Below are 25,344 nucleotides of genomic sequence, written 5' to 3'. Positions count from 1 at the left end.
CCGATTTCTTTAAGAATCGGCTTTTTTTATGAAATGAAAACTCAATTGTATAATCACTAGAGTTTTTCTATATTGCGGACTCTAAAAAAATAACATGGATACTAAAATCATAAAAAATAAAGAACTTAATATTTGGGAAGCATTAATACCTGTTTTTGCATTAATTGGAATGTTAGCCTTTAACGTATATGTTTTTGGAGATAATGCTCTCGGAGGAAGCAACCAATTTGTTTTGTTATTAGGCGCAGCTGTTGCGGCAATTGTTGGTTTTTTTAATAAAGTATCTTATAAAAAGATGTTAGACGAAGTTGCCGAAAATATTAAATCGACAGCAGGTGCAATATTAATTTTACTTATGGTGGGTTCATTAGCAGGTACTTGGCTTATAAGTGGAATCATACCTTCAATGATTTTTTATGGACTTAAAATCTTAAGTCCAGCCATATTTTTACCAGCAACTTTGATTATTTGTTCTGTTATTTCAATTGCTACTGGTAGTTCATGGACAACTTCTGCAACTGTAGGTATTGCTTTAATAGGAATTGGAGGTGCTTTAGGTTTTGATTTAGGAATGGTTGCAGGCGCAGTAATTTCCGGGGCTTATTTCGGAGATAAGTTATCACCTATGTCAGATACTACTAACCTTGCTCCTGCAATGGCTGGTACAGATTTGTTTACTCATATTCGATATATGACATTAACCACGATTCCTTCTTATGTTATTACATTAATCATTTTTATTATTTTAGGACTAACTATTGAAACTCATGGTACAGCAGATACCCAAGCACTCCTTTCAGATATTGAAAAATCTTTCAATATAACTCCATGGTTGTTTTTAGTTCCTGTAATTGTAATTGGACTAATCATAAAAAAAACTGAACCACTTATCGCCTTACTAGTAGGAACTCTTTTAGGTGGAATTTTTGCACTAATTTTTCAACCTGAAATAGTAGTAATGTTATCTGGCGGTAATGAATTAAACTTTATAAATGGCTATAAAGGTGTAATGAATGCTATTACTACAAAATCAGTTATACCAACCGAAAATAGTACTTTAGCAGATCTTTTCACTTCTGGCGGAATGGAAAAAATGCTAGGAACAATTTGGTTAATTTTATGTGCAATGGTTTTTGGTGGAATTATGGATGCAATTGGTGCATTATCAAGAATTAGCCAATCTTTACTAAAACTTGCTCATTCAACACTAGGTTTATTTGCTTCAACTGTTGGAAGCTGTATCGCATTAAATATAACTGCTTCAGACCAATATTTGGCTATTGTAGTTCCTGGTAAAATGTTTTCAAAAGCTTATCAAGATAAAGGACTAGCTCCTGAAAATTTAAGTAGAACACTTGAAGATTCTGGAACAGTTACTTCTGTTTTAATTCCATGGAATACTTGTGGCGCATATCAATCTGGAGCATTAGGTGTTAGTACGTTTGATTATTTACCTTATGCTTTTTTTAATATTTTAAGTCCTTTTATGACTCTTATTTTTGCTGCGTTTAACATAAAAATTAGACAATTAGTTTCAGATATTAAAAATTAGATATACAATAAATAAAATCTATTTTTATATAAAAATTAACCATTACTTAAAACATGTAATGGTTTTTTTATTTGTAAATTTGATAATATTCAATATTATTTATTAAATAATTAGTAAAAAAACAACAAACTAATCACTATAAAATCAAATTTATGGATAATTCTAACGACATCAGCAAATGCCCTTTTCATCAAAACCCAAACACAGGAACTACTAATAAAGATTGGTGGCCTAATTCATTAAACCTAGATATTTTACATCAGCATGATAAAAAAACAAACCCTATGGGAGAAAATTTTAATTATGCTGAGGAATTTAAAACACTAGATTTAGAAGCAGTAAAAAGTGATTTAAAAAAATTAATGACCGAAAGTCAAGAATGGTGGCCTGCAGATTGGGGACACTATGGAGGCTTAATGATACGAATGGCGTGGCACTCTGCAGGAACCTATAGAACTTCAGATGGACGTGGAGGAAGTAATACAGGAAACCAACGTTTTGCTCCTTTAAATAGTTGGCCAGATAACGTAAATTTAGATAAAGCTAGAAGATTATTATGGCCTATTAAAAAGAAATATGGCAATAAGCTATCATGGGCAGACTTAATGATATTAGCGGGAAATATGGCTTACGAATCAATGGGATTGAAAACCTTTGGATTTGCAGGTGGACGTGAAGATATTTGGCATCCTGAAAAAGATATTTATTGGGGTTCTGAAAGTGAATGGTTAGCTAAAACAGGCAGTGAAGGAAGTCGATATTCAGGTGAAAGAGACTTAGAAAATCCGCTTGCAGCTGTAATGATGGGTTTAATTTATGTTAATCCAGAAGGTGTTGATGGTAACCCTGATCCTTTAAAAACAGCGCACGATGTTCGAGTTACTTTTAAAAGAATGGCTATGAACGACGAAGAAACTGTAGCTTTAACTGCTGGTGGACATACCGTAGGTAAAGCTCATGGTAATGGAGATGCTTCTAAATTAGGAAAAGAACCTGAAGCTGCTGGAATTGAAGAACAAGGTTTTGGGTGGCACAATCCAAAAGGAAATGGAAACGCTGGAGATACCGTTACAAGTGGAATTGAAGGTGCTTGGACTACTGAACCTACCAAATGGGATAATGGCTATTTCGACTTATTATTAAATTATGATTGGGAATTAAAGAAAAGTCCAGCAGGAGCTTGGCAATGGGAACCCATAAATTTACCTGAAGAAAAAAAGCCTATTGATGCTAATAACCCATCTTTAAGAAGAAATCCAATAATGACAGATGCTGATATGGCTATGAAGATGGATCCAGAATATAGAAAAATCTCTGAAAAATTTTATAACGACTTTAATTACTTCACTGAAGTATTCGCAAGAGCTTGGTTTAAACTAACACATCGTGATTTAGGTCCAAAATCTAGATATCTTGGTGCTGATGTTCCAAAAGAAGATTTAATTTGGCAAGACCCCATTCCAGAAGGAAATAAACATTTATCAGAAAGCGATATCAACGAATTAAAATCAAAAATTTTAAATAGTGGTCTAAGCCGATCAGAACTTGTTGCAACTGCTTGGGACAGTGCAAGAACATTTAGAGGTTCTGATTTTAGAGGAGGTGCAAATGGAGCAAGGATACGTTTAGCTCCTCAAAAAGATTGGCAAGGAAATGAACCTGATAGATTACAAAAAGTTTTAAATAAACTTATTGAAATTCAAAATAATACATCAATAAATATAAGTCTAGCCGATTTAATTGTTCTAGGAGGAAATGTTGCAATTGAACAAGCCGCAAAAGATGCTGGTTTTACAATTTCAATACCATTCACCCCAGGTCGTGGAGATGCTACACAAGAAATGACCGATATTGAATCTTTTGAAGATTTAGAACCAGTACATGATGCTTTTCGCAATTGGCTGAAAAAAGATTACGCTGCAGTTAAGCCTGAAGAGATGATGCTAGACAGAGCGCAATTGTTAGGTTTAACTACTCCAGAAATGACTGTTTTAATTGGTGGTATGAGAGTTTTAGGTGCGAATTACAGCAACAGTAAAAACGGAGTGTTTACGGATAATATAGGTGTATTAACTAATGACTTTTTCGTTAATTTAACGGATATGAATTATAATTGGAACCCAACTGGTAGCAACAGTTACAATGTAGTTGATAGAAAAACAGGAGCTACAAAATGGACAGCAACAAGAGTTGATTTAGTTTTTGGTTCGAATTCAATTTTACGAGCTTATGCAGAAGTTTATGCACAAGATGATAACAAAGAGAAATTTGTAAAAGATTTTGTAAAAGCTTGGACAAAAGTTATGAACGCGGACAGATTTGATATATAATTAACAAATAACTTCCAGCAAAATGCACCTCTTTAATGAGAGGTGCATTTTTTATTTTTTGCAACGATAAATAAAACTTATAATTTAATAAATATTTATCATTGATTTTTTATTTAAATGCTTTCAAATTGAGTAATTTTGCGCCTGTTAAAAACACAATAAAATTTAAAATTTAAAAACATGGCATTAGTAGGAAAAAAATTCCCGAACATTACAGTTGACGCAATCTCTGAAATGGGAGATAACTTAAGAATCAACGTTTTAGAAGAAGCAGTAAATAACAAGAAAAAAGTATTATTATTTTGGTATCCAAAAGACTTCACTTTTGTTTGTCCAACAGAATTACATGCTTTTCAAGCTGCTTTAGGTGAATTTGAAAAAAGAAACACTATGGTAATTGGAGCTTCTTGTGATACAAACGAAGTTCACTTTGCTTGGTTAAACACTGCAAAAGATAATGGTGGAATCGAAGGTGTTACTTATCCTTTATTAGCTGATACAACTAGAAATTTATCTGCTGCTTTAGATATTTTAGATGCAGAATGGGTTTACGATGAAAACTTAGGTGAAGAAATCTTAGAAGGTTCAAATGTGACTTTCCGTGCAACTTACTTAATTGACGAAGAGGGTAAAATTTTCCACGAAAGTGTAAACGATATGCCATTAGGAAGAAATGTAAATGAGTATTTAAGATTAATAGACGCTTACACTCACGTTCAAACTAAAGGAGAAGTTTGTCCAGCTAACTGGGAAGAAGGTAAAGATGCAATGAATGCAGACAGAAATAGTACTGCAGCGTATTTAGCTTCTCACTAAAATAATATGTCAATTTTCAATGTGTCGATAAAACAATTATTGGCACATTGACTTATTGTCTCATTAAAAATTCAAAAAATATGTTTCAAGAAATAGAACAAGATAATTTACAAGAAATTGTAAAATCTAATGATATTGTATTGGTTCAGTTTTCAGCTTCATGGTGTGGAAATTGCCGCATTATGAAACCAAAATTCAAAAAATTAGCTTCAGAAAATGAAAATGTTCCATTCTTAGTAGTGGATGCAGAAAAATTTCCAGAATCTAGAAAATTAGCTAAAGTGGATAATTTACCAACTTTTGCTGCTTTCAAAAATGGAGAATTGGTTAACCAAACTCAAACTAATAAATTAGAAGTTTTAACTGAATTAGTAAACGAAGTAGTCTAAAATGAAATTACCTGTAATAAAACAATTAACTCAGTTTATTGAAGATAATGACCAAGATTATCTAGTTGAAGCTATTGAAGTTTTAGAAAACCTAACTGAAGTTCCTTCATTAAAAGATGAAGAATTAGATGTAATTGGTGAATTAATTTCTAATATGTATGGCGCTTTAGAAGTCAATAGAATGGTTCAAGAAGGTAAAGACAAAAAAACTGCCTTAAATGATTTTATGAAGAGAGTTCTAGGCTCAATTGATAAGTAAATAATTTTAGAATTAATTTTTTAACAATTTCATAATATAAAGTTATTTTTCATATACATTTTTTATATATTGCGACACTAATGCAAAAAAATGTATATGAAAAAAACTACTTTTTATTCATTTTTATTTTTACTTATTTCTAGTTTTATTTTTGCCCAAAATATAACTTATAAAGAAAGGAATCCAGAGTTTGAATATTTTGATTTTTCAAACGATACCATAGTTATACCATTAAAAACTCCATTAGGGCTTGATAATAAAACAGTTTTTACAAGTAAACTACCCTACCCCATTATTTTTATACATGGATTAAACTCAAGTTCTGAGACATGGAATTCGAGTTCAAATTTTATTGATTTTCAGTATGGTTTTACTTTTGGAGGTCGTTTCGATTATTGCTTAAATGCAAATGAAAATGATGGTAATACCAACACAAATTTTTATCCAACAGCTAATGCTGATATTGCTGCTTTTGATGGAACTACAATACAAAATGGAGATTATTATTATGTAAACTTTAGAGTTAACTCAAATGGTTCGATTGGGGATAATCAATTAAGTAATCAAGCTGCTATTGTAAAACAAGGAAAAGCAGTCAAAAATGCGGTTGAACGTGTTTTAACATTAACAGGAAAAGATAAAGTTATTTTAGTTGGACATAGTATGGGGGGGTTAGCTTCAAGAGAATACATTCAAAACTCATACAATTGGCAAGCTGATAACCAACATCATGTAGCAAAATTTTTGACTGTTGGAACTCCGCATGGTGGTAGTAATGCAAGTGATACGGGATTAGGTTGGTTTGCAGGAATAGATACGCATTCAGAAGCAATTCGCGATTTAAAAATCACATATTACTATAGTGGCGACCAAGGAAGGTATTTGTTTGGAGGAATTGAAGTTAATAACTCTTCAAATATGAACGAACATCTTTTTGGTGCTGACTTCTTTAATTATGATGTAAACTGTAACGGCGCTATAGGTGACAATGTAACGGGAATTAACCAAAAACCCATAGATAATTTAATAGACTTTTCATGTATTATAGGAAAAGTAAATGGTTCTTCTACAGATGGAGTTGTTACAGAAACTTCTGCTAAAATGAATAATTATTTTCCTTCTTTAACTTATCCAGCAAAGTACTTTTATTACACTTCGATAGGGATTGAAAATCATACTGCCTTACCAAGTCAATATTTTGAAATTTTTCAAGGGTTAGATGAACCTCAAGTAAAAGAATTAGCCTATACTGTTGAAACAAATAAAGATTATATAGGATTTACAACTATCCAGGAGACTTCTTCTAATTCAGATATTGATATTTATAAATTCAATATTTCTGATCCTATGATTGTAAATATTAATGTTAGCGATATAGTTACAAGTCAAATGACTGCTGAAATACAAGATATGTCTGGAAGCACAATTACTCCTATTTCAAATAATAGCGGTTCGTTTTTAAATTTTACAGCGACATTAGCAAGTGGTGATTATTATCTTAAATTAACAAGTATAACTCCTACAAGTTCAAATTATTTAACCCCTTATCAATTTAATATCGCAACAACATTAGACACTGATAATTTTGTTGAAAAGGGAATTAATGTATATCCAAACCCATTTAGTAATAGTATCTATTTGGATCAAGTCGAATTCACAAAAGGCTATGTGTATTCCATTTTGGGAGAAAAAGTTTTAGAATTTGATAATTCATTGCAAACTTTAGATACTTCTGAAATTGCAAAAGGTATTTACATCATTACTCTTGAAAATTCAGAATCCAATCAAAGTTTTAAAATGATTAAAGAATAATAAAAGCGCTCTTATAAGAGCGCTTTTATATTTATTTTCAATGCTAAATTTGCCATTATCATTCCAAGTATTGGTGCTAGAATATATATCCATAAAAAAGAAACATTTCCCGATACAATTGACGGACCTAAAGTTCTAGCAGGATTCATTGATGCACCGGTTAAAGGACCAGCCAACCATGCTTCTAAAAATACAGTAAACCCAATTAAAAAAGGGGCAAATTTTTGCAACGTTTTTCTTGTTGTCGAAATTAGAATAACTAACATCAATAAAAAACTAAGAAAGAATTCATAAACAAATGCTTCTTGCCAAATATCTCTTGGTAAAGTGTTACCTAGTTTAAGATTAGATGGAAAGATGACAAATAAAACATAACTCGCCATTACGCCTCCAAAAATTTGAAATAGAATATAGATAATTGTATCCTTTAAAAACATTTCTTTGTTTGAAAAAAATCCAATAGTGACAGCAGGATTAATGTGAACATCACCATATTTTTGCAAAGCTATTATTACTAGCCAAACAGTTAATCCGAATACAACACCAATTGAAAAAGTGTCGAAAAAACCAATTTCTTCACCAACAATTATTGATCCCGTTCCAAAGAAAACCAATAAAAAAGTACCGAAAAACTCTACAAAGTATTTTGAAAGCAATTTCACTATTTACTAATTTTTGAAAAAACATAATACATTTCAGAAGCAATCTCTAAACTTCTTTCTTCATACTTTGAATCCATTAAATCAGTTCCATCAAACGCTTTTGGATCATCGTATTTTATTGGAAATCTTGCTTCTGCACCAAAAACCATCGGACAACCTTCATCAGCTGAAGAGCAAGTCATAATCGCTGCAAATCCAGATTTTGGGTTAAAATTAGCTTCATACTTTTTAGAAAATCCGATAATTGGCAATTCCCTTTCATCAAATTTAATTGCATATACAGGGTTGTTACTTTCTGATAATTTTTCAATTTCAAATCCTTGATTTTTAAGTGTTTCAACAACTTTAGGAAACATGGCAGTAGTTTCCGTTCCACCAGAATAACAAGACATATTTTTAATTCCGAAATGAAATGCTATAGTTTGTGCCCAAATTTGCCCTAAATGACTTCGGCGCGAATTATGTGTGCAAATGAAATTTAATCGAATTTCTTCTTGATTAGCAACTTTACGTTGAATATAAGTCACCAAATGATTCAAGACTTCTTTACGTTCTTCCGAAACTGATAAATTAGCTGAACTCGCAATTGTTTGTTTCAAATTAGAATACATTTTATCTTTTTATATAGTGAGCAAAAATAAAATTTTGAGTTGTGTCAAATGGTGTTTGATGATCTTCAGTAAAGCAATTTTCTAATTTGAAATCTTCCTCAAAAATAGCTTCAAGCTTCATAACAGAATATTGTGTAATATCTAAACCACTACATTTTTTGGGTCCATCTTCAGAAAAGGTTCCCAAAATAAAATGCCCACCAGAGTTTAATGCGTTTACAACATTACTTTTATACTTTTGAACATCATTTTCATCTGTAATAAAATGAAACGAAGCTCTGTCGTGCCAAACATCAAACTTTTCTTGAGTAACAAAGTCTAAACTGTCTGAAACAATAAACGTTACATTCTTAGCTTTTTCTCCTAATCTCTTTTTTGCTCTTTCAATGGCATTTTCAGAAATATCTAATAAAAATAAATTCGTATATCCTAAGTCTAACAAATTATCAATTAGATAACTATCGCCACCACCAATATCAATAATTTTAGCTTCTTTATCTAATTTACAAGATTGAATTAATTGCAATGAAGTTTCAGGCTTTTGTTGGTACCAACTTACTTCTGTTTCAGCTTTTGTAGTAAAAACTGTTTCCCAATGTGCTTTTTTTGAATTTTCCATTAACAACAACCAGAATTAGGATTACAAGCATTTTCTTTAACTTTCCACTCACCTATTTTTACCTTAGGCTTTTTAGTTGGAATTCCGCAATTATCTTTAGCCAAACAATCTGTCAATTTTGAGGTCAATAAAAAGTTTGTTCCATCAAAATCAAGATTAAATTTACCAATTGTATCTTTCATTTGGTATTCCACTTCAATTTCTAAATCGGGAATATTTAATTTATTTTCAGACAATTCTATAATGTGAATTAATTTTTCCGGATGCAAACGATGATCATAATCATTTGCTTCCCAAAGTTGGAAATTAACTACTTCTTCATTACGTACAGTTCCACCACAATCTATAAAATGTTTGGTTACTTTGCCAACTTCAGTTACATGAAAATGGGATTGTACTAAATCTCCATTAGGCAATTGAAATGCAATTACCTCTAGATTCTTGAGCGCTTTTTTTATTTCTGATAATTTCATTTTAAATCTTTTAAAATTAACAACATTTCGTATTTAGTTTATTAGAAATTTGCCCGAAATAACTTTCAAGCAATTTAATTGTATCCGGATTTAGACAATAACAAATAGAAGTTCCTTCAATGTTACCTTTAATGATTTCTGCGTTTTTTAGCTCCTTTAAATGTTGCGAAACCGTAGGCTGTGCCAATGGTAATTCGTTTACAATATCACCACAAATACAACTATCTACACTCAATAAATATTGAATTATTGCTATTCTTGCAGGATGCGACATTGCTTTAAACAACACTGCTAAATCGTTTTGTTCTTTAGTAAAAAAATCGGCCTTTGATGCTCCCATAAAAAAATTATTATATTGCAATATTACGATATTATAATTTAGAAGTAAACAAAAAACGCCAAAATTATATTTTGGCGTTTTATTTTTTATAATATTTGTCATTTCGAACGAAGAGAGAAATAGCATTATTTTGATTATGAGACTCCTCCTTTGTCGGAGTGACATAAAATGTTACTCTTTCACAAACTTCGAAGTTGTACTTCCATTTACTGTATTCAATTTCATAAAATACGTTCCCGTTTCTAAACTTGAAACATCGATAGTTTTTGTTGAATTTGGAATTGCGATTACAACTTGTCCAACAATATTATAAATCTCAACCGATTGAATTTCTGTTTGATTTTTTGTTGAAATATTCAATATGTCTTTTGCTGGATTGGGATACAATACAAACTCGTTTTCAAAGGCAAAATCTTGATTGTTTAAAAGATTATCAATTGTTGTTATATATTCATTTGTAGTAATTGGGAAATTATAATCGAAATAAATATTAGCATCATTACTAAACGTATCGCCAACCGTTAATGTTGGTAAAGTTTTAATTTTAAAAGCGACATAACCATCATTTGTGACGTCATTGAAATCTAAATTGATGTTTTCAAAAATGAATTCAACTTTATTGTCTTTAATTCTTGTAAAGAACTCATGACTTCCATGCAAAGGAAATAAAGTTGAAACATCAAACTTTGATATATCAATCATGTCTTTTACAACTATGTTTTCGGCAGGATACGTTCCTGTATTTTCAAAACGAATTACATAATGCACATATTCTCCAACCATTGAAATATCGACAGATTCACCTTCAACACATGTTTTGTCATTAGGATCATAAGAACCTACAACTACTTGTCTTAATCCTGAAGAGTTATTAGACAAATCTTCATCGTTATTTGTAGTCGAAATTTCAGAAAAAATTCCTAAAACATCACCATTATTTACTGCTGGAGTTTCCATTGGTGAATTTACATTCAAAACAACATCAATTGTTCTAGTTTCAAATGGCATTAAATTGCTATAATTCCAATGTAATGTAGTTGTATTACCATAAATAGTTTGAGAATCATAAATAGTTGAACTAGATATAAAATCTAATACATCTTCTTCGTAACTAAAAGTTGCTTCTCCATTCTCTACTTGGTTACCTATATTTTTATAAATAATTCTATACTGCGCATCGAAACCGGGACGAGCTGGAGATGTTGGAATAACTACAACTTCTACATTTGAATGTACACCATTTGCGGTTACACAAAAATATTGCGTAAACGGACTTGCTTGTGTAGGAAAATCAACAACAAAGCTTGTTGGATAAATAGTAAAATAAGTTGGGCTCTCTAAATTTGGTGTAACTGTATGACTTCCTGCTTGAACAGGAATATAATAGTCTCCTGTAGAATTAGCTATAAAGCTTCCTGAGTTTGTACCATCAGTAATATCAAAATTTAAATTTGGATAATTAATATCAGAAATATCACAACCATTATTATCAAAATCAAATTTGGAATTTCCAGAAATTTCATAAAATGTTCCACCTGGGTTAAATGTACAATAAGTATTAACGTGACAATCAATATAGTTATAACTAATTATTTCAGATTGAATAAAGTCAACAAATTGATCACTAGAACATATATAAAGTATATTAGCATTTTCCAAAATATCAAAAACAAGATAGTTTGAATTTTTGAGAAATACATTCTTTAAAGAAATATTTCCAGTAGTTTGAAAAACTTGAATACTTGGTAAATTTTGGGCATTAATATTTTCTATAAAATTGTTATTAACATAAACCGATTCTAAATAATTTAAATTTGAAACATTTAAATTGTTTAAACTATTATCATCACAATCTAAAATTACTAAGCTTAATAAACTTGAGAAATTTCCATCGCTTATTAAATTAGATTCACAATATAATTCTTTTAAGTTTATTAATCCATCAGTATTCAAAAGCATAATTTGATTATTTACACAATCTAAAACCTCTAAATTAGATAAATTTGAAACATTTAAATCTGTAAGTTGATTATTACTACAAATCAAAGTAGTAATATTGAAAAAAAAATCAATTCCAGTTAAATCACTTATATTAGAGTTTACAATAGATAAAAAACTAACATTTAAAGCTTCAGTTATTTGAATTTCTCCATCATTATTACTATCTATATTAAAAAAATTACCTGATAAATCTTTAGCTATTGTATTACTTGGATTAGCACTTAATAAAGCAGCTTTAAAATTAGCATCAGGGATATTTACAATTTGCGCATTAGTTATAAAACTAAAAGCAAAAAATAGTAAAAAGTAAAATTTTTTCATTTATTAAGAATTTATTCATTCAAAAATAAACTTTTTAAAGTAATAAACAAGTAGATGAAGTTAATAATAATACACCCCTAAAGTTCCCTCAAGGGGACAATTTCTTATTAAAAAAATCACTATTTTAGCCACATGTTAAAAGTAACGATAATTGGTAGTGGCAATGTCGCCCAACACTTAATTAAAGTGTTTTCACAAACAAAAGAAGTTTCTTTGGTTCAAGCTTTTGCACGTCAACCAAAATCACTTTTGCATTTGTTGCCAAAGGAGAAAATCACTAACGATTATAATGCTTTACAAGAGGCCGATGTTTACATTATTTCAGTAACCGATAATGCTATAAACGAAGTTTCAAGCCAACTCCCGTTTAAAAATAAGTTAGTGGTTCATACTTCTGGTACTTCAAATATTGACATTTTAGATAGTAAGAATAGAAAAGGAGTTTTTTATCCGTTACAAACATTTTCTAAGAGTAAAGAAGTCGACTTCTCCTCTATTCCATTGTGTTTAGAAGCTGAAAATGAAGATGATTACAAAATTTTAGAACTTTTGGCTAAAGCTATTTCAAATAAAGTTTTCAATATTTCATCAGAACAACGCAAAAGCTTACACGTAGCGGCTGTTTTTGTAAGCAATTTTGTCAATCATATGTACGTTATTGGTGGCGAAGTTTGTGAAGAAAACAACGTTCCATTTGAAGTTTTACAACCTTTAATTCAAGAAGTGGCAAATAAAATAACTTCACTTTCTCCTAAAGAAGCACAAACGGGTCCAGCTTTACGAAATGATACCAAAACTATAGAAAAACATATTGAATTTTTAAAAGATTCAAATTATCAAGATATTTACAAATTACTAACCCAATCGATACAAAATGTCGCAAAAGAGTTATAAAGAACATATGAATACCATTACTACTTTCGTTTTAGATGTAGATGGTGTTTTAACTGATGGAACAATTCACGTTACTCAAACTGGTGAAATGCTTCGTAACATGAACATTCGTGATGGTTATGCTATGAAAGCTGCTGTTGAAAATGGATATCATGTTTGTATTATTTCGGGCGGAAGTAACGAAGGTGTTCGTGTTCGTTTACGAAATTTAGGAATTACTGATATTCATTTAGGCGTTTCTGATAAAGTAGAAACCTTTAAAGAATATTGCGATATTTACAATATTAATCCTGAAAATGTATTGTATATGGGTGATGATATTCCTGATTTTCACGTAATGAAATTGGTAGGGTTACCTACATGTCCGCAAAATGCAGCTCCGGAAATTAAAGGAATTTCAAAATATATTTCTCATAAAGATGGCGGAAAAGGTTGTGTTCGCGATGTTATTGAACAAGTCATGAAAGTACAACACAAATGGATGGAACATTTTGATGCAAAGTATGATTAATTTTTTAAAGTAATCAGTGTTCAGTTTACAGTAATCAGTTTTTTGCCAATGGTTTATCAAGATTTATTAGCTTATAAAAAAGGTTTTGAAGTTGCAATGGAAATTTTTGAGGCTACAAAATCATTTCCATCAGAAGAAAAATACTCTTTAACTGATCAAATTAGAAGATCATCTAGAAGTGTTTGTGCAAACATAGCTGAAGCGTATAGAAAAAGAATCTATCCAAACCATTTTATAAGTAAACTAACTGATTCGGATGCTGAAAATTCTGAAACTCAAACTTGGCTTGAATTTGCTTTAGCTTGTAAATATATTGACCAAGAAACATATCATAAATTATCAACAAAAAATACTGAAGTTGGTAAATTAATAAATTATATGATTTTAAATCCTAAAAAATTTGGAGTAATAAATAAAAACTAATTTACTGAACACTCAATACTGAACACTATTACATGAACTTCTTTAAACTTATACGCATACAAAACTTAGCGATGATTGCATTTATGCAAATTTTATTTCGCTATACATTTATGAAAACGGCTACATTTACTGAGCTTACGCCAACATTCAATTTCTTAGCGCTTTCGCATTTACAATTCTTTTTATTGGTTTTAGCTACAGTTTTAATTGCAGCTGGTGGTTACATCATTAATGATATTATGGATCAAGAAACTGATGAAATTGCAAAAAAGAGAATTGTTGGAGTTTCTATTTCTGAAAAAGCAGCTTACAATTATTACGTAATTTGCAATATTATTGGTGTTGGAATTGGGTTTTATCTTTCAAATGTTATTATTAAACCAAGTTTTACCGCATTTTTTATTATTACTGCTGCTTTGTTATACGTTTATGCAACTACTTTAAAACAAATTGCTGTTTTAGGAAATGTGATTGTAGCGTTAATTCTTTCTTTTAGTATCATTATCATCGGAATTTACGATTTAGTTCCTTCTACTTATGCAGGAAATAGAGAACAAATGAAACAAGTTTTCAGTATACTTACCGATTATGCAATTTTTGCATTCATCATTAATTTTTTAAGAGAAATGGTAAAAGATATTGAAGATACAGATGCTGATTACGCCAGCGGAATTGCAACTTTGCCTGTTTTAATTGGTAAAAACCGAACCATGAAAATTGTATTTGGATTGTCAATTATTCCAATTGCTTTATTAGCTTATTATCTTCGAACCAACTTATTCATGTACGATTACGTTGTGTATTATGCATTATTATTTATCATAGCTCCGCTTCTATTCTTTACAATCAAAAGTTGGAGTGCTAAAACACAAAAGGAATACAAAAACCTAAGTTTATTATTAAAGTTGATTTTATTCTTCGGAATTGTATCAATTTGGGTAATTACCTATTCTACTTTACATGCTTAGAGAAAAATTACAACATAAACGCATCGTTTTAGCTTCGGGTTCGCCAAGAAGACAACAATTTTTCAAAGAATTGGATATCGATTTTGAAATCCGATTAAAGGAAGTTAAAGAAGTATATCCGGAACATTTAAAAGCTGAACAAATAACGAATTTCTTAGCTGAATTAAAAGCCAATGCTTTTTCTGAAATTGCAAAAAACGAAATTATTATTACAAGTGACACTATTGTTTGGCATGAAAAAAAAGCCTTAGGAAAGCCAAAAGATTACAATGATGCATTTTTAATGTTACAATCGATGTGTGGCAAAACACATGAAGTAATCACTTCGGTTTGTTTTAAAACAAATACATCAATAGAAACGTTTTATGAAATCACAAAAGTAAGTTTCAAAAATCTATCTGATGAAGCTTTGCATTATTATTTAGAGAATTACAAACCTTTCGATAAAGCTGGTGCTTATGGCATTCAAGAATGGATTGGGTTAGTTGGAATTGATAAAATTGAAGGTTCGTATGCAAATGTTGTAGGAATGCCCATTGATAAAGTTTATGATAAATTATTAGAATATGTTTAATATAATTGAAAACCCATATTTACATGAAGAAATTTCTACAATTGTAGCCATATTTGTATTTGTAATACTAAAATCAATTATTGCTAAAATAGTTCGAAAATATGCCACTTTAAATGAAGCTTTAGAACATCGTACTAATTTAATTATCAAATACATAAACATTCTTCTTGGCACGTTAACTCTTTTGAGTATTATTATCATTTGGGGTGTACGAAAAGATCAAATATTTTTATTTATTTCATCCGTTTTTGCAGTTGTAGGAGTTGCTTCATTTGCGCAATGGTCCATTTTAAGTAATATAACAGCAGGTGTAGTTTTGTTTTTCTCCTACCCTTTCAAAATTGGAGATGTAATAAAGATTCATGATAAAGACTTTCCAATTGAAGCCGAAATTGAAGATATCAAAGCATTTTATATTTTACTAAAAACAATTGATGGAGAAACTATTACCTATCCGAATAACTTATTAATGCAAAAAGGAATATCAGTCATAAAAAAACATAAAGAGTTTAGTGATTTTACAGACTAATCAATTCTTAAAAAAAAATTAAATAGGAAGTCAAAAGACTTCCTTTTTTTATCTTTGAAAAAACCAATAATTCTATGTTTAGAAAATTAAGCCTTTTTCTGCTTTTTACATTTCAATTAATAAATGCCCAAGAACCAAAAAAACTATCATCAAATGAGATTTTTGAGAAAATAGAAAAACTAAATTTCTTTGGAAAAGTTTTATATATAGCTGCACATCCAGATGATGAAAACACAAGATTAATTACTTACTTCTCAAATCATTATCATGCCAATACAGCTTACCTTTCTCTAACTCGTGGCGATGGCGGACAAAATTTAATTGGACCTGAATTACGTGAAAAATTAGGTGCAATTCGAACACAAGAACTTTTAGCGGCTAGACGAATTGATGGAGGGACTCAATTTTTCACACGAGCTAATGATTTTGGATATAGTAAACAGCCTACAGAAACATTTTCTATTTGGAATAAAAATGAAGTTTTATCAGATGTAATTCAAGTTATTGAAAATTTTCAACCCGATATTATTGTTAATCGATTTAATCATAGAACTCCTGGTACAACTCACGGACATCATACTGCTTCGGCTATGTTGAGTTTAGAAGCTTACGATTTGGTGAAAATAAAGCCAAAACGACTGTTTTTCAATACGTCGTGGTGGTTTTATGGAAGTCAAGAAAAATTTGATAAAGCTGATAAATCTAAATTGCTTTCGATCGATGCTAATGTTTATTATCCTTTAAAAGGAAAAAGTAATCATGAAATTGCAGCATTAAGCCGAAGTCAACATAAATGTCAGGGGTTTGGAACAATTGGAACTCGTGGTGAAGAATTAGAATATTTAGAATTGATTAAAGGTAATCTTCCACCAAAAGATAATCTTTTTGAAGGAATTGATACGTCTTGGAATCGAATTAAAGGTGGAAATGAAATAGCTAAAATTTTACTTCCAATTCAAAACAATTTTAATTTTAAAAATCCATCTGTACATTTACCACAATTGGTAAAAGCGTACCAATTAATTCAAAAACTAGATGATGAACATTGGAAAAAAATAAAATCGAAAGAAATAACTTCAATCATTGAAGCTTCATCAGGAATGTTTTTAGAAGCGATTACTTCAGAAGAAATGGCTACGCCAAATTCAGAAATTCAAATAAACGTTGAAGCCATAAACAGGAGTAATTCAAATATCAAACTGAACTCGATAAATCTTTTAAATTCAAAAAATGTTCCCATCAATAAATCGTTGAAAAACAATGAAGATATTAAGGAAACTATTAATTTCAAATTTTCCGAAAAAATTCCTTATTCCAATTTATTTTGGTTAAACGAAAAACAACAAAACGGTTTATACACTGTAACGGAAAAAACTTTACGAAATTTACCCGAGTTAAAAACACCATTTCCTGTTGTATTTAATCTTGAAATTGAAAATCAAAAATTTACGTTCACAAAAAATCTGACTTTCAAAACGAACGAACCTAATGATGGTGAAACTTATATCCCTTTTTCAATTGTTCCTAAATTTACAACTGAAATAACAAATAAAGTTGCTGTTTTTGATGGTAAAAATTCAAAAAAAATAGAGGTAAAAGTTACTGCTTATGAAAATAATGCAAATGGAATAGTTAAATTAAAAATCCCTGCCGACTGGAATGTTGAGCCAAAAGAAATTCCAGTTAAAATTGGTGTAAAAGGCGAAACAAAAGCAGTTTCTTTCACTGTATCCCCTCCAAGTAAAGAGCAAAACATTGTTGTTCAAGCTATTGTAGAAAGTGATACTAAAATTTATGATAAGCAATTAACTGCAATTAGTTATGCTCATATTCCTAAACAAATCATTTTAGAATCTTCTGAATCAAAATTTGTAAATCTAGAAATTCAAACTAAGGGAGAAAATATTGGATATATTATGGGAGCTGGAGATGAAGTTGGTAAAAATTTGGAAAATTTGAATTACAAAATTTCATATTTAGACGTTGCAGAATTAGAATTAGATAAAATAAAAAATTTAGACGCTATTATTATTGGAATAAGGGCTTTTAATGTTTTAGATGATTTAAAATATAAAAACAAAGTGCTATTCGAATATGTTAACCAAGGTGGTAACCTAATAGTTCAATACAATACTACAAGAGGTCTTGTTACCAATGAATTAGCACCTTACTCACTATCTTTATCTAGCGATAGAGTTACAAACGAAGAGGCTACTGTATATTTTTTGGATAACAATAATACCGTGTTAAACCAACCAAACAAAATTTCGAATAAAGACTTCGAAGGTTGGGTTCAAGAGCGTGGATTGTATTTCCCAAATAATTGGGATAGTAATTTTATTCCTATCTTAGCTATGCAAGATGAAGGAGAAGAAAAAACAAATGGTAGTTTATTAATCGCTAAGTATGGAAAAGGAAATTACATTTATACTGGATTATCATTCTTTAGAGAACTTCCTGAAGGTGTTAGCGGAGCTTATAAATTATTAGCTAATTTAATTGCATTAGAATAAAACTTTTTAAAATACATTCTTTCCATATTAATATTAATTTTTACAACAATGAAAGAACATAAATATGAATGGAAAAAAAGCTATACTATAGTACTTTTCCTAAACGCACTTTACATTTTAATCTTTTATTTATTAATGGAAATTTATTCATAATATGACTGGATTAGATTGGATTGTTTTAAGTTGCACTTTATTGTTTATCGTTATCTATGGCGCTTTTAAAACAAAAGGCAGTGCAAACGTAAAGGATTATTTATTAGATAATAATGAAACTCCTTGGTTTACAGTTGGCATTTCGGTAATGGCTACACAAGCTAGTGCAATTACCTTTTTATCTACCCCAGGTCAAGCGTATCATGACGGAATGGGATTTGTGCAATTCTATTTTGGTCTTCCTTTAGCTATGATAGTAATAGCCTATACTTTCATTCCTATATATCATAAACTAAAAGTATATACGGCTTACGAATATCTTGAACAACGTTTTGATGTAAAAACTCGATCATTAGCTGCTATATTATTCTTAATTCAACGTGGTTTAGGTACAGGTTTGACCATCTACGCTCCATCCATAATTTTATCAGCATTATTAGGTTGGAATCTTACTATGTTAAATATTGTAATTGGCATTTTAGTCATTGTTTATACTGTAACTGGAGGAACAAAAGCAGTTAATGTAACGCAAAAACAACAGATGTTTGTAATAATGAGTGGTATGTTTATTACCTTTTTTACAATTCTTTCATATTTACCCAATGAGTTAGATTTTGGAAATGCTTTACATGTTGCTGGTGCAAATGGGAAAATGGATATTTTAGATTTCTCATATAACCCCGAAACTCGATATACTTTTTGGAGTGGAATTACAGGCGGATTCTTTTTAATGCTTTCTTATTTTGGTACTGATCAATCTCAAGTTGGTCGATATTTATCAGGAAAATCAATTAAAGAAAGTCAAATGGGACTAATTATGAATGGAATTTTAAAAGTTCCTATGCAATTTTTTATCTTATTAACCGGAGTTTTAGTTTTTGTGTTTTTCCAATTTAATGATACGCCACTTCATTTTAATCCAAATAATGTAAATAAAGTAAAAGCTTCAGATAAAAAAGAAGCCTATGAAAATCTAGAAAGTAAATTAGTAGAATTAAATCAAGACAAACAAGTTGTAAATCAAATATATATTGATCAATTACAGCACAATGATTATGACAACCCTACCCTACGTAAACAAATGGTTGCCTTATCAAATAAAGAAAAAGATTTAAGAGAAAAAGCTAAAGATTTAATCTCAAGTGTTGATAATGGTTCTGAAACTAACGATAAAGATTATGTCTTTTTATACTTTATTTTACATTATTTACCTAAAGGTTTACTCGGATTATTGTTAGCGGTAATTTTTAGTGCCGCCATGTCTTCAAGTGCATCCGGACTTAATTCTTTAGCAGCAACTACATCAATAGATATTTATAAAAGAAACGTTGGTGAAAAATCTGATAAACATTATGTATATGCTACCCAATGGTTTACATTATTTTGGGGATTGGTAGCCATAGGTTTTGCTTGCATTGGTACATTGTTTGAAAACTTAATCCAATTGGTAAATATCATTGGTTCTATTTTCTACGGAACCGTTCTAGGTATATTTTTAGTAGGATTCTATATTAACTTTGTTAAAGGGAAAGCAATCTTCATTGGAGCTTGTATATCACAATTAATTATTTTTTACATTTATTACATAGATATAGTAAGCTTTTTGTGGCTAAATTTTATTGGGGCTTTAATGACAATTTCATTCTCAATTTTTATACAGATTTTCATAAATAAAAAAGAGGCTTAAAAGCCTCTTTTTTTATACTATAAAATCCAAATTATTTTTTAGACCATTCAGCAATACTGTCTTTATTCATTTTTTCATAATCAGCATTTCCAGCTTTTTGAGCACCTTCTAATGAATATTTAGCCGTTTCAATTGCTCCTTTTTTATCGCCTAATTTAGCTTGAATTAACGATTTTAAACGTAAATACCAAAATGGAGTGTCTTTACCTGCAGGAGTCATAGAAATTGCATTATTAATCCACAATAATGCTTTATTTAAATCTTTATCCGATTGATAATAGTATTGAGCAGAAGAAAAATAATCACCCATTGAAGGACCAGCTAAAGCTTTCTCAATACTAGCCATTGCTAATGTTTGTGTTGGAACTGAAAAAGGTAAAGATACTCTTGTTCTTTCCCACAATAAATCTAAAGTTGCACCATCATTTGAAATATTCGCTAATTCAATTGTAAAAGTTTCAACAGATTTAGATAATGTCTCTGGTTTAACACTAGCACGAAGAGCTACTTTTGATTCATCCCATGATTCTGGTAATCCCCAGTTATTAGTATCTGAATAGAAAATAATATCCCAACTATCAGCTTTAGGAGTAGTAAATAATGCATATTTACCTGCTTTTAATTCTTTACCATTAATAGTAACAGCATCACTAAAGGTTACTGTTGAATTAGCATTAGCACCAGTTCTCCAATTTTTTCCATAAGGCACTAAATCACCGTAAACAATTCTACCTTTAATGCTTGGTCTTGAATATTCAATAGTAACAGAAGTTAATCCTACAACTTGCTCAACTTTAGAAAGTGGACTTGATTGTGGTGTTTTAACTTGCGCATTAGACGCAAAAATAGCTAGAGATAAAGCTAGGGTTAAGAATAATTTTTTCATCGTATTTTATTTAGTTTTTTTGATTTATCACGAAATTACTAATTAATCAGCTGTTATTTGTTAAGCTTTTACTAAAATTATTTTTATTTTGTTTAATGTTTTAGTAACTTTGATTAAACAAATTTAGAATGAAAATTTATACATTACATAAAAAACAAAATATCCCAATTTCAATAGAAGAAGCTTGGAAATTTTTATCTGACCCAAAAAATTTAAAAAAAATTACTCCAGAATACATGGGATTTGATATTGTATCAGGTGCTGATAAGGAAATGTATCCGGGTCAAATTATTGAATACATTGTAAAACCAGTATTGGGAATCCCAAACAAATGGGTAACTGAAATAACTCATGTCGTAGAAAATAAATTCTTTGTAGACGAGCAAAGATTTGGTCCTTATGCATTGTGGCATCATAAACACTTTTTAAAAGAAATTCCTGGTGGTGTTGAGATGGAAGATTTAATTCACTACAAAGTTCCATTTGGTGTAATAGGACAATTGGTAAATCCAATATTAGTTAGACCAAAACTTGAGGAAATTTTTGAATTTAGAAAAAAGAAACTTGTAGAACTATTTGGTGAATTTTAGATTATTATAGATGACAATTTTTTTGTTCCGTCGCGATTTACGTTTGCATGATAATGCAGCATTGTTTCATGCACTAAATTCTTCTAAAGAAGTATTACCTATTTTTATATTTGATACTTCAATTTTAGAACAACTTCCAAAAGATGATGCTCGCGTTAGTTTTATACATGAAAGTTTAGAAGATATACAGAATCAATTAAATAAAAAAGGTAAATCATTAGCTGTTTTTAATGGAACTCCATATGAAATATTCAAAAATTTAATTTCTGAAAATGACATTGAAACTGTTTATACAAATCATGATTATGAACCCTACGCTAGAAAACGAGATAAAGAAATAAATACTTTATTAAAAGCTCATAATATTGCATTCAAAACGGCGAAAGACCAAGTTATTTTTGAAAAAAGTGAAGTTGTTAAAGATGATAATTCCCCATATGTAGTTTATACTCCTTTTTCAAAAAAATGGAAAGAAAATTTTTCTACTAGTCTTTTAAAAAACTATCCTTCCGAAGAATTATTAGAAAATATTACAAATCATAATTATCCTTTTTTAAAATTAACCGATATCAATTTTGAAAAAACAAACATTCAGTTACCAAAATATAATGTATCTGATCAGTTAATCGATAATTATCAAGAAACCAGAAACTTTCCAGCAATTGACGGAACGTCTCACTTAGGAATTCATCTACGATTTGGTACAGTTTCTATTCGAAAAATGGTTAAAAAAGCATTAGAGTCAAAAAATGAAACATTTTTAAATGAATTGATTTGGAGAGAATTTTTTATGCAAATTCTTTGGCATTTTCCTCATACTATAAATGAAAGTTTTAAACCAAAATATGATAACATAAAATGGTTGAACGATGAAAAAAACTTTAAAAAATGGTGTGAAGGAAAAACAGGTTATCCCTTTGTAGATGCAGGAATGCGTGAATTGAATACTACTGGACACATGCATAATAGAGTACGCATGATTGTGGCAAGTTTTTTATGCAAACACTTACTCATAGATTGGAGATGGGGCGAAACTTATTTTGCTCAAAAATTGCTTGACTATGAACAAGCGAGTAATATAGGAAATTGGCAATGGGCAGCGGGTTCAGGTGTTGATGCAGCACCCTATTTTCGAATTTTTAATCCATCGGAACAAATTAAAAAGTTTGATAAAGATTTGAAATATATTAAAAAATGGATTCCTGAATTAGAAACTTCTAAATATCCTGAACCTATAGTAGACCATAAAGAAGCAAGAGAAAGATGTTTAAAAGTTTATAAAGAAGCGCTAGATGTATGAATATAGTTTGGTTAAAAAGAGATTTACGTTTACATGATAATGAAGCCCTTTTTAACGCAATTCAATCAGAGGGAAAAACACTTATTGTATATATTTTTGAACCCATACTTTTAGAAAATCCACATTATAGTGATAGGCATTTTAACTTCATCAAACAATCTCTAGAAGACCTACAAAATGATTTATTACCCTTTCACACCCAAATACATATCGTTAAAGGAAATGCAATAGATGTATTTAAAAAATTGATTGAAATATTGCCTATCAAAAAGGTGTTTTCTCATTTAGAAACTGGTTTAAATATTACTTTTCAAAGAGATTTACAACTAAAAAAACTCTTTAAAAAACATAATATAGAATGGATTGAAAATGTAACTAATGGTGTTTTTAGAGGAATCTCTAATAGAAATACCTGGAAAGACGAATGGACAACTTACATGAATGAATCGTGTTTTAAATTTAATCCAAATAATAGAACTTTCTTAAAATATAAAGAGATAGAAGAATTCGAATTACATTTTAATTTGGTAGATGTAAGAACTAACACAAGTGCAATTTTTCAAAAAGGTGGAAGAAAAATTGGCTTAAAGTATCTCAATAGTTTTTTTGCAACTCGTTATTTAAATTATTCAAAATTAATCTCTAAACCAGAACTTGCCAGAAAATCATGTAGCCGATTATCGCCTTATATTGCTTGGGGTAATTTATCAGTTCGTGAAGTCTATCAAATTAGCTTAGCTAAGCTTAAAAATAGTAATAATAAAAGAGCACTTCTAAATTTTATGTCTAGACTAAGATGGCAAGCGCACTTTATTCAAAAATTTGAAATGGAATGTTCTATGGAGTTTGAACCTATAAATAAAGGTTACAACGATTTAGAGCAAAAAGTAAATGAATTTTATCATATATCATGGCAAAATGGAACAACTGGAATTCCTTTAGTAGATGCTTCTATGCGTTGTTTAAATGAAACTGGCTATCTAAATTTTAGAATGCGTGCGCTTTTAGTTTCATTTTATACCCACAATTTATGGCAACCTTGGAAAAATTGTGCCTATCATTTAGCCAAAATGTTTTTAGATTTTGAACCTGGTATCCATTATCCTCAAATTCAAATGCAAGCAGGATTAACAGGAATAAATACAATTAGAGTTTATAATCCAACTAAAAATGCTTTAGAACATGATAAAGATGGTGGATTTATAAAAAAATGGATTCCTGAATTACAAAAACTTCCAACACAGTATGTTTTTGAACCTTGGAAAATGACACTTTTAGAACAAGAAATGTATCAATTTAAAATTGGGAAAGATTATCCATTTCCTATTGTAGATTTAGATACAACTAGAAAATTTGCAATTGAAAAACTTTGGAACCAAAAAAACAAAAAAATTACAAAGTCTGAAAGTAACAGAATTTTAAAAAAGCACACACTTCCAAATCGGAATTAAGAAAACATACAGTGAATATCTAATTCTGAAAAATCATTAATTACTAAATCCGCTTTAGATAAATCTTGATTTTTAGAATTCTTACTATCATAACCTATACATTTTAAATTTGCACTTTTTGCAGCCGTTACTCCATTTGTGCTGTCTTCAATTACAACACAATTTTCAAAAGAGTGATTTGATAAATTTGCCGCATGAATAAAAATTGCTGGATCGGGTTTAGATTTAGGGAAATCTTCACCACTAACCTTGTGCGTAAAATATTGATGCAAATTAAATCGATTAAAAACGCGTTCAATTGTTCCTTTTGATGCAGACGAAGCCAGAATTAATTGAAATTCGTTATTGTACAAGTTTTTAATTAAATCCTCAACGCCATCAATTAAAAACAAATCCGGTTTCGTATCAAAAGCATCATTAAATAATGCTCTTTTTCTTAAAATTAAACTTTCAACATCTTCAGATAAATTAAATTCGGCTTTTAATTTTTGAAAAACATTACGAGTAGAATTACCCGTAAATGTAGAATAAAACTCTTCAGACACTTTAATATTCAACTCATTAAAATGTTGATAATAAGCATATTTGTGAACAGGTTCTGTATCTACAATTACGCCATCCATATCAAAAATTACCGTTTTAATCATCTCGCATTTTTTTACAAAAATATAATTTTAATT

General features: G+C 29.8%; 25 protein-coding genes. 17 read left to right on the top strand and 8 right to left on the bottom strand.

Annotated elements, in window-relative coordinates; genetic code table 11:
* Positions 1-94 precede the first annotated feature (94 nt).
* The 6 genes from nhaC to KK2020170_RS09565 all read left to right on the top strand — a co-directional run bounded on the left by nhaC (position 95) and on the right by KK2020170_RS09565 (position 7,158).
* Positions 95-1,552 carry a Na+/H+ antiporter NhaC gene (gene nhaC, locus KK2020170_RS09590; RefSeq protein ID WP_221258118.1) on the top strand — a complete coding sequence of 486 codons (1,458 nt, stop codon included), beginning with the start codon at positions 95-97 and terminating at the stop codon, positions 1,550-1,552.
* Positions 1,553-1,704: 152 nt separating this feature from the next.
* Entirely contained in the window at positions 1,705-3,882 is a 2,178-nt protein-coding gene (gene katG, locus KK2020170_RS09585; RefSeq protein WP_221258117.1) for a catalase/peroxidase HPI, read from the top strand.
* 180 nt (positions 3,883-4,062) lie between these two features.
* Positions 4,063-4,698, top strand: a complete 636-nt coding sequence (locus tag KK2020170_RS09580) for a peroxiredoxin (protein ID WP_221258116.1) — start codon at positions 4,063-4,065, stop codon at positions 4,696-4,698.
* Positions 4,699-4,778: 80 nt separating this feature from the next.
* The gene (locus KK2020170_RS09575) at positions 4,779-5,087 is read left to right on the top strand and encodes a thioredoxin family protein (protein ID WP_221258115.1); all 309 of its coding nucleotides are present in this window, start codon (positions 4,779-4,781) and stop codon (positions 5,085-5,087) included.
* Position 5,088: 1 nt separating this feature from the next.
* Positions 5,089-5,346 carry a DUF6952 family protein gene (locus KK2020170_RS09570; protein ID WP_221258114.1) on the top strand — a complete coding sequence of 86 codons (258 nt, stop codon included), beginning with the start codon at positions 5,089-5,091 and terminating at the stop codon, positions 5,344-5,346.
* A 96-nt stretch (positions 5,347-5,442) separates the two neighbouring features.
* Entirely contained in the window at positions 5,443-7,158 is a 1,716-nt protein-coding gene (locus KK2020170_RS09565; RefSeq protein ID WP_221258113.1) for an esterase/lipase family protein, read from the top strand.
* Positions 7,159-7,169: 11 nt separating this feature from the next.
* On the opposite strand, the gene KK2020170_RS09560 is transcribed toward KK2020170_RS09565, so the two are convergent.
* The 6 genes from KK2020170_RS09560 to KK2020170_RS09535 form a co-directional block, all read right to left on the bottom strand.
* The gene (locus KK2020170_RS09560) at positions 7,170-7,820 is read right to left on the bottom strand and encodes an MIP/aquaporin family protein (protein WP_221258112.1); all 651 of its coding nucleotides are present in this window, start codon (positions 7,818-7,820) and stop codon (positions 7,170-7,172) included.
* Positions 7,820-8,431, bottom strand: a complete 612-nt coding sequence (locus KK2020170_RS09555) for an arsenate-mycothiol transferase ArsC (protein WP_221258111.1) — start codon at positions 8,429-8,431, stop codon at positions 7,820-7,822. Before KK2020170_RS09555 ends, KK2020170_RS09560 begins: the two co-directional genes overlap by 1 nt.
* Before the next feature lies 1 nt (position 8,432).
* Positions 8,433-9,050 (bottom strand): class I SAM-dependent methyltransferase, encoded by a 618-nt coding sequence (locus KK2020170_RS09550; protein WP_221258110.1) that lies wholly within the window; start codon positions 9,048-9,050, stop codon positions 8,433-8,435.
* A complete protein-coding gene (locus tag KK2020170_RS09545) occupies positions 9,050-9,523 on the bottom strand; it encodes a DUF6428 family protein (RefSeq protein ID WP_221258109.1) in 474 nt (157 codons plus the stop codon). Before KK2020170_RS09545 ends, KK2020170_RS09550 begins: the two co-directional genes overlap by 1 nt.
* Positions 9,524-9,539: 16 nt before the next feature.
* Positions 9,540-9,863: an ArsR/SmtB family transcription factor gene (locus tag KK2020170_RS09540; RefSeq protein WP_221258108.1), complete on the bottom strand. Its 324-nt coding sequence runs from the start codon at positions 9,861-9,863 to the stop codon at positions 9,540-9,542.
* 171 nt (positions 9,864-10,034) lie between these two features.
* On the bottom strand, positions 10,035-12,185 hold the full coding sequence (locus KK2020170_RS09535) for a T9SS type A sorting domain-containing protein (protein ID WP_221258107.1): 2,151 nt from the start codon (positions 12,183-12,185) through the stop codon (positions 10,035-10,037).
* A 132-nt stretch (positions 12,186-12,317) separates the two neighbouring features.
* Here KK2020170_RS09535 and KK2020170_RS09530 point away from each other — a divergent pair, with 132 nt between their 5' ends.
* The 8 genes from KK2020170_RS09530 to KK2020170_RS09495 all read left to right on the top strand — a co-directional run bounded on the left by KK2020170_RS09530 (position 12,318) and on the right by KK2020170_RS09495 (position 20,437).
* Positions 12,318-13,079 (top strand): Rossmann-like and DUF2520 domain-containing protein, encoded by a 762-nt coding sequence (locus KK2020170_RS09530; RefSeq protein ID WP_221258106.1) that lies wholly within the window; start codon positions 12,318-12,320, stop codon positions 13,077-13,079.
* The gene (locus KK2020170_RS09525) at positions 13,060-13,590 is read left to right on the top strand and encodes a KdsC family phosphatase (protein ID WP_255567308.1); all 531 of its coding nucleotides are present in this window, start codon (positions 13,060-13,062) and stop codon (positions 13,588-13,590) included. Before KK2020170_RS09530 ends, KK2020170_RS09525 begins: the two co-directional genes overlap by 20 nt.
* A 48-nt stretch (positions 13,591-13,638) precedes the next feature.
* Complete coding sequence (locus KK2020170_RS09520) at positions 13,639-14,013, top strand: four helix bundle protein (RefSeq protein ID WP_221258105.1); 375 nt, start codon at positions 13,639-13,641, stop codon at positions 14,011-14,013.
* A 32-nt stretch (positions 14,014-14,045) separates the two neighbouring features.
* Positions 14,046-14,981, top strand: coding sequence for a geranylgeranylglycerol-phosphate geranylgeranyltransferase (locus tag KK2020170_RS09515; protein WP_221258104.1), 936 nt, complete (start codon positions 14,046-14,048; stop codon positions 14,979-14,981).
* Positions 14,974-15,555 (top strand): Maf family nucleotide pyrophosphatase, encoded by a 582-nt coding sequence (locus KK2020170_RS09510; RefSeq protein WP_221258103.1) that lies wholly within the window; start codon positions 14,974-14,976, stop codon positions 15,553-15,555. The genes KK2020170_RS09515 and KK2020170_RS09510 overlap by 8 nt, the downstream gene beginning before the upstream one ends.
* Positions 15,548-16,084 carry a mechanosensitive ion channel family protein gene (locus KK2020170_RS09505; protein WP_221258102.1) on the top strand — a complete coding sequence of 179 codons (537 nt, stop codon included), beginning with the start codon at positions 15,548-15,550 and terminating at the stop codon, positions 16,082-16,084. Before KK2020170_RS09510 ends, KK2020170_RS09505 begins: the two co-directional genes overlap by 8 nt.
* Positions 16,085-16,158: 74 nt before the next feature.
* Positions 16,159-18,597 (top strand): PIG-L family deacetylase, encoded by a 2,439-nt coding sequence (locus KK2020170_RS09500; RefSeq protein WP_221258101.1) that lies wholly within the window; start codon positions 16,159-16,161, stop codon positions 18,595-18,597.
* 154 nt (positions 18,598-18,751) lie between these two features.
* Entirely contained in the window at positions 18,752-20,437 is a 1,686-nt protein-coding gene (locus KK2020170_RS09495) for a sodium:solute symporter family protein (RefSeq protein ID WP_221258100.1), read from the top strand.
* 31 nt (positions 20,438-20,468) lie between these two features.
* On the opposite strand, the gene KK2020170_RS09490 is transcribed toward KK2020170_RS09495, so the two are convergent.
* Positions 20,469-21,323 (bottom strand): DUF2911 domain-containing protein, encoded by an 855-nt coding sequence (locus KK2020170_RS09490; RefSeq protein ID WP_221258099.1) that lies wholly within the window; start codon positions 21,321-21,323, stop codon positions 20,469-20,471.
* Between the two features lie 128 nt (positions 21,324-21,451).
* Between KK2020170_RS09490 and KK2020170_RS09485 the strand changes: the two genes are divergently transcribed.
* Genes KK2020170_RS09485 through KK2020170_RS09475 form a run of 3 tightly spaced genes read left to right on the top strand, consistent with a single transcriptional unit; the run spans position 21,452 to position 24,664 of the window.
* Positions 21,452-21,913 (top strand): SRPBCC family protein, encoded by a 462-nt coding sequence (locus tag KK2020170_RS09485; RefSeq protein WP_221258098.1) that lies wholly within the window; start codon positions 21,452-21,454, stop codon positions 21,911-21,913.
* 10 nt (positions 21,914-21,923) lie between these two features.
* Positions 21,924-23,213 (top strand): cryptochrome/photolyase family protein, encoded by a 1,290-nt coding sequence (locus KK2020170_RS09480; protein ID WP_221258097.1) that lies wholly within the window; start codon positions 21,924-21,926, stop codon positions 23,211-23,213.
* Positions 23,210-24,664: a cryptochrome/deoxyribodipyrimidine photo-lyase family protein gene (locus KK2020170_RS09475; RefSeq protein WP_221258096.1), complete on the top strand. Its 1,455-nt coding sequence runs from the start codon at positions 23,210-23,212 to the stop codon at positions 24,662-24,664. Before KK2020170_RS09480 ends, KK2020170_RS09475 begins: the two co-directional genes overlap by 4 nt.
* On the opposite strand, the gene KK2020170_RS09470 is transcribed toward KK2020170_RS09475, so the two are convergent.
* Positions 24,661-25,311, bottom strand: a complete 651-nt coding sequence (locus KK2020170_RS09470; RefSeq protein ID WP_221258095.1) for an HAD family hydrolase — start codon at positions 25,309-25,311, stop codon at positions 24,661-24,663. The genes KK2020170_RS09475 and KK2020170_RS09470 overlap by 4 nt on opposite strands.
* Positions 25,312-25,344 lie beyond the last annotated feature (33 nt).

The sequence above is a fragment of the Flavobacterium okayamense genome, assembly GCF_019702945.1.
GTDB classification, from domain to species: Bacteria; Bacteroidota; Bacteroidia; order Flavobacteriales; family Flavobacteriaceae; genus Flavobacterium; species Flavobacterium okayamense.
The sequence above is the reverse complement of the archived record's forward strand: the minus strand, read 5'-3'. Positions and strand labels throughout refer to the sequence as shown.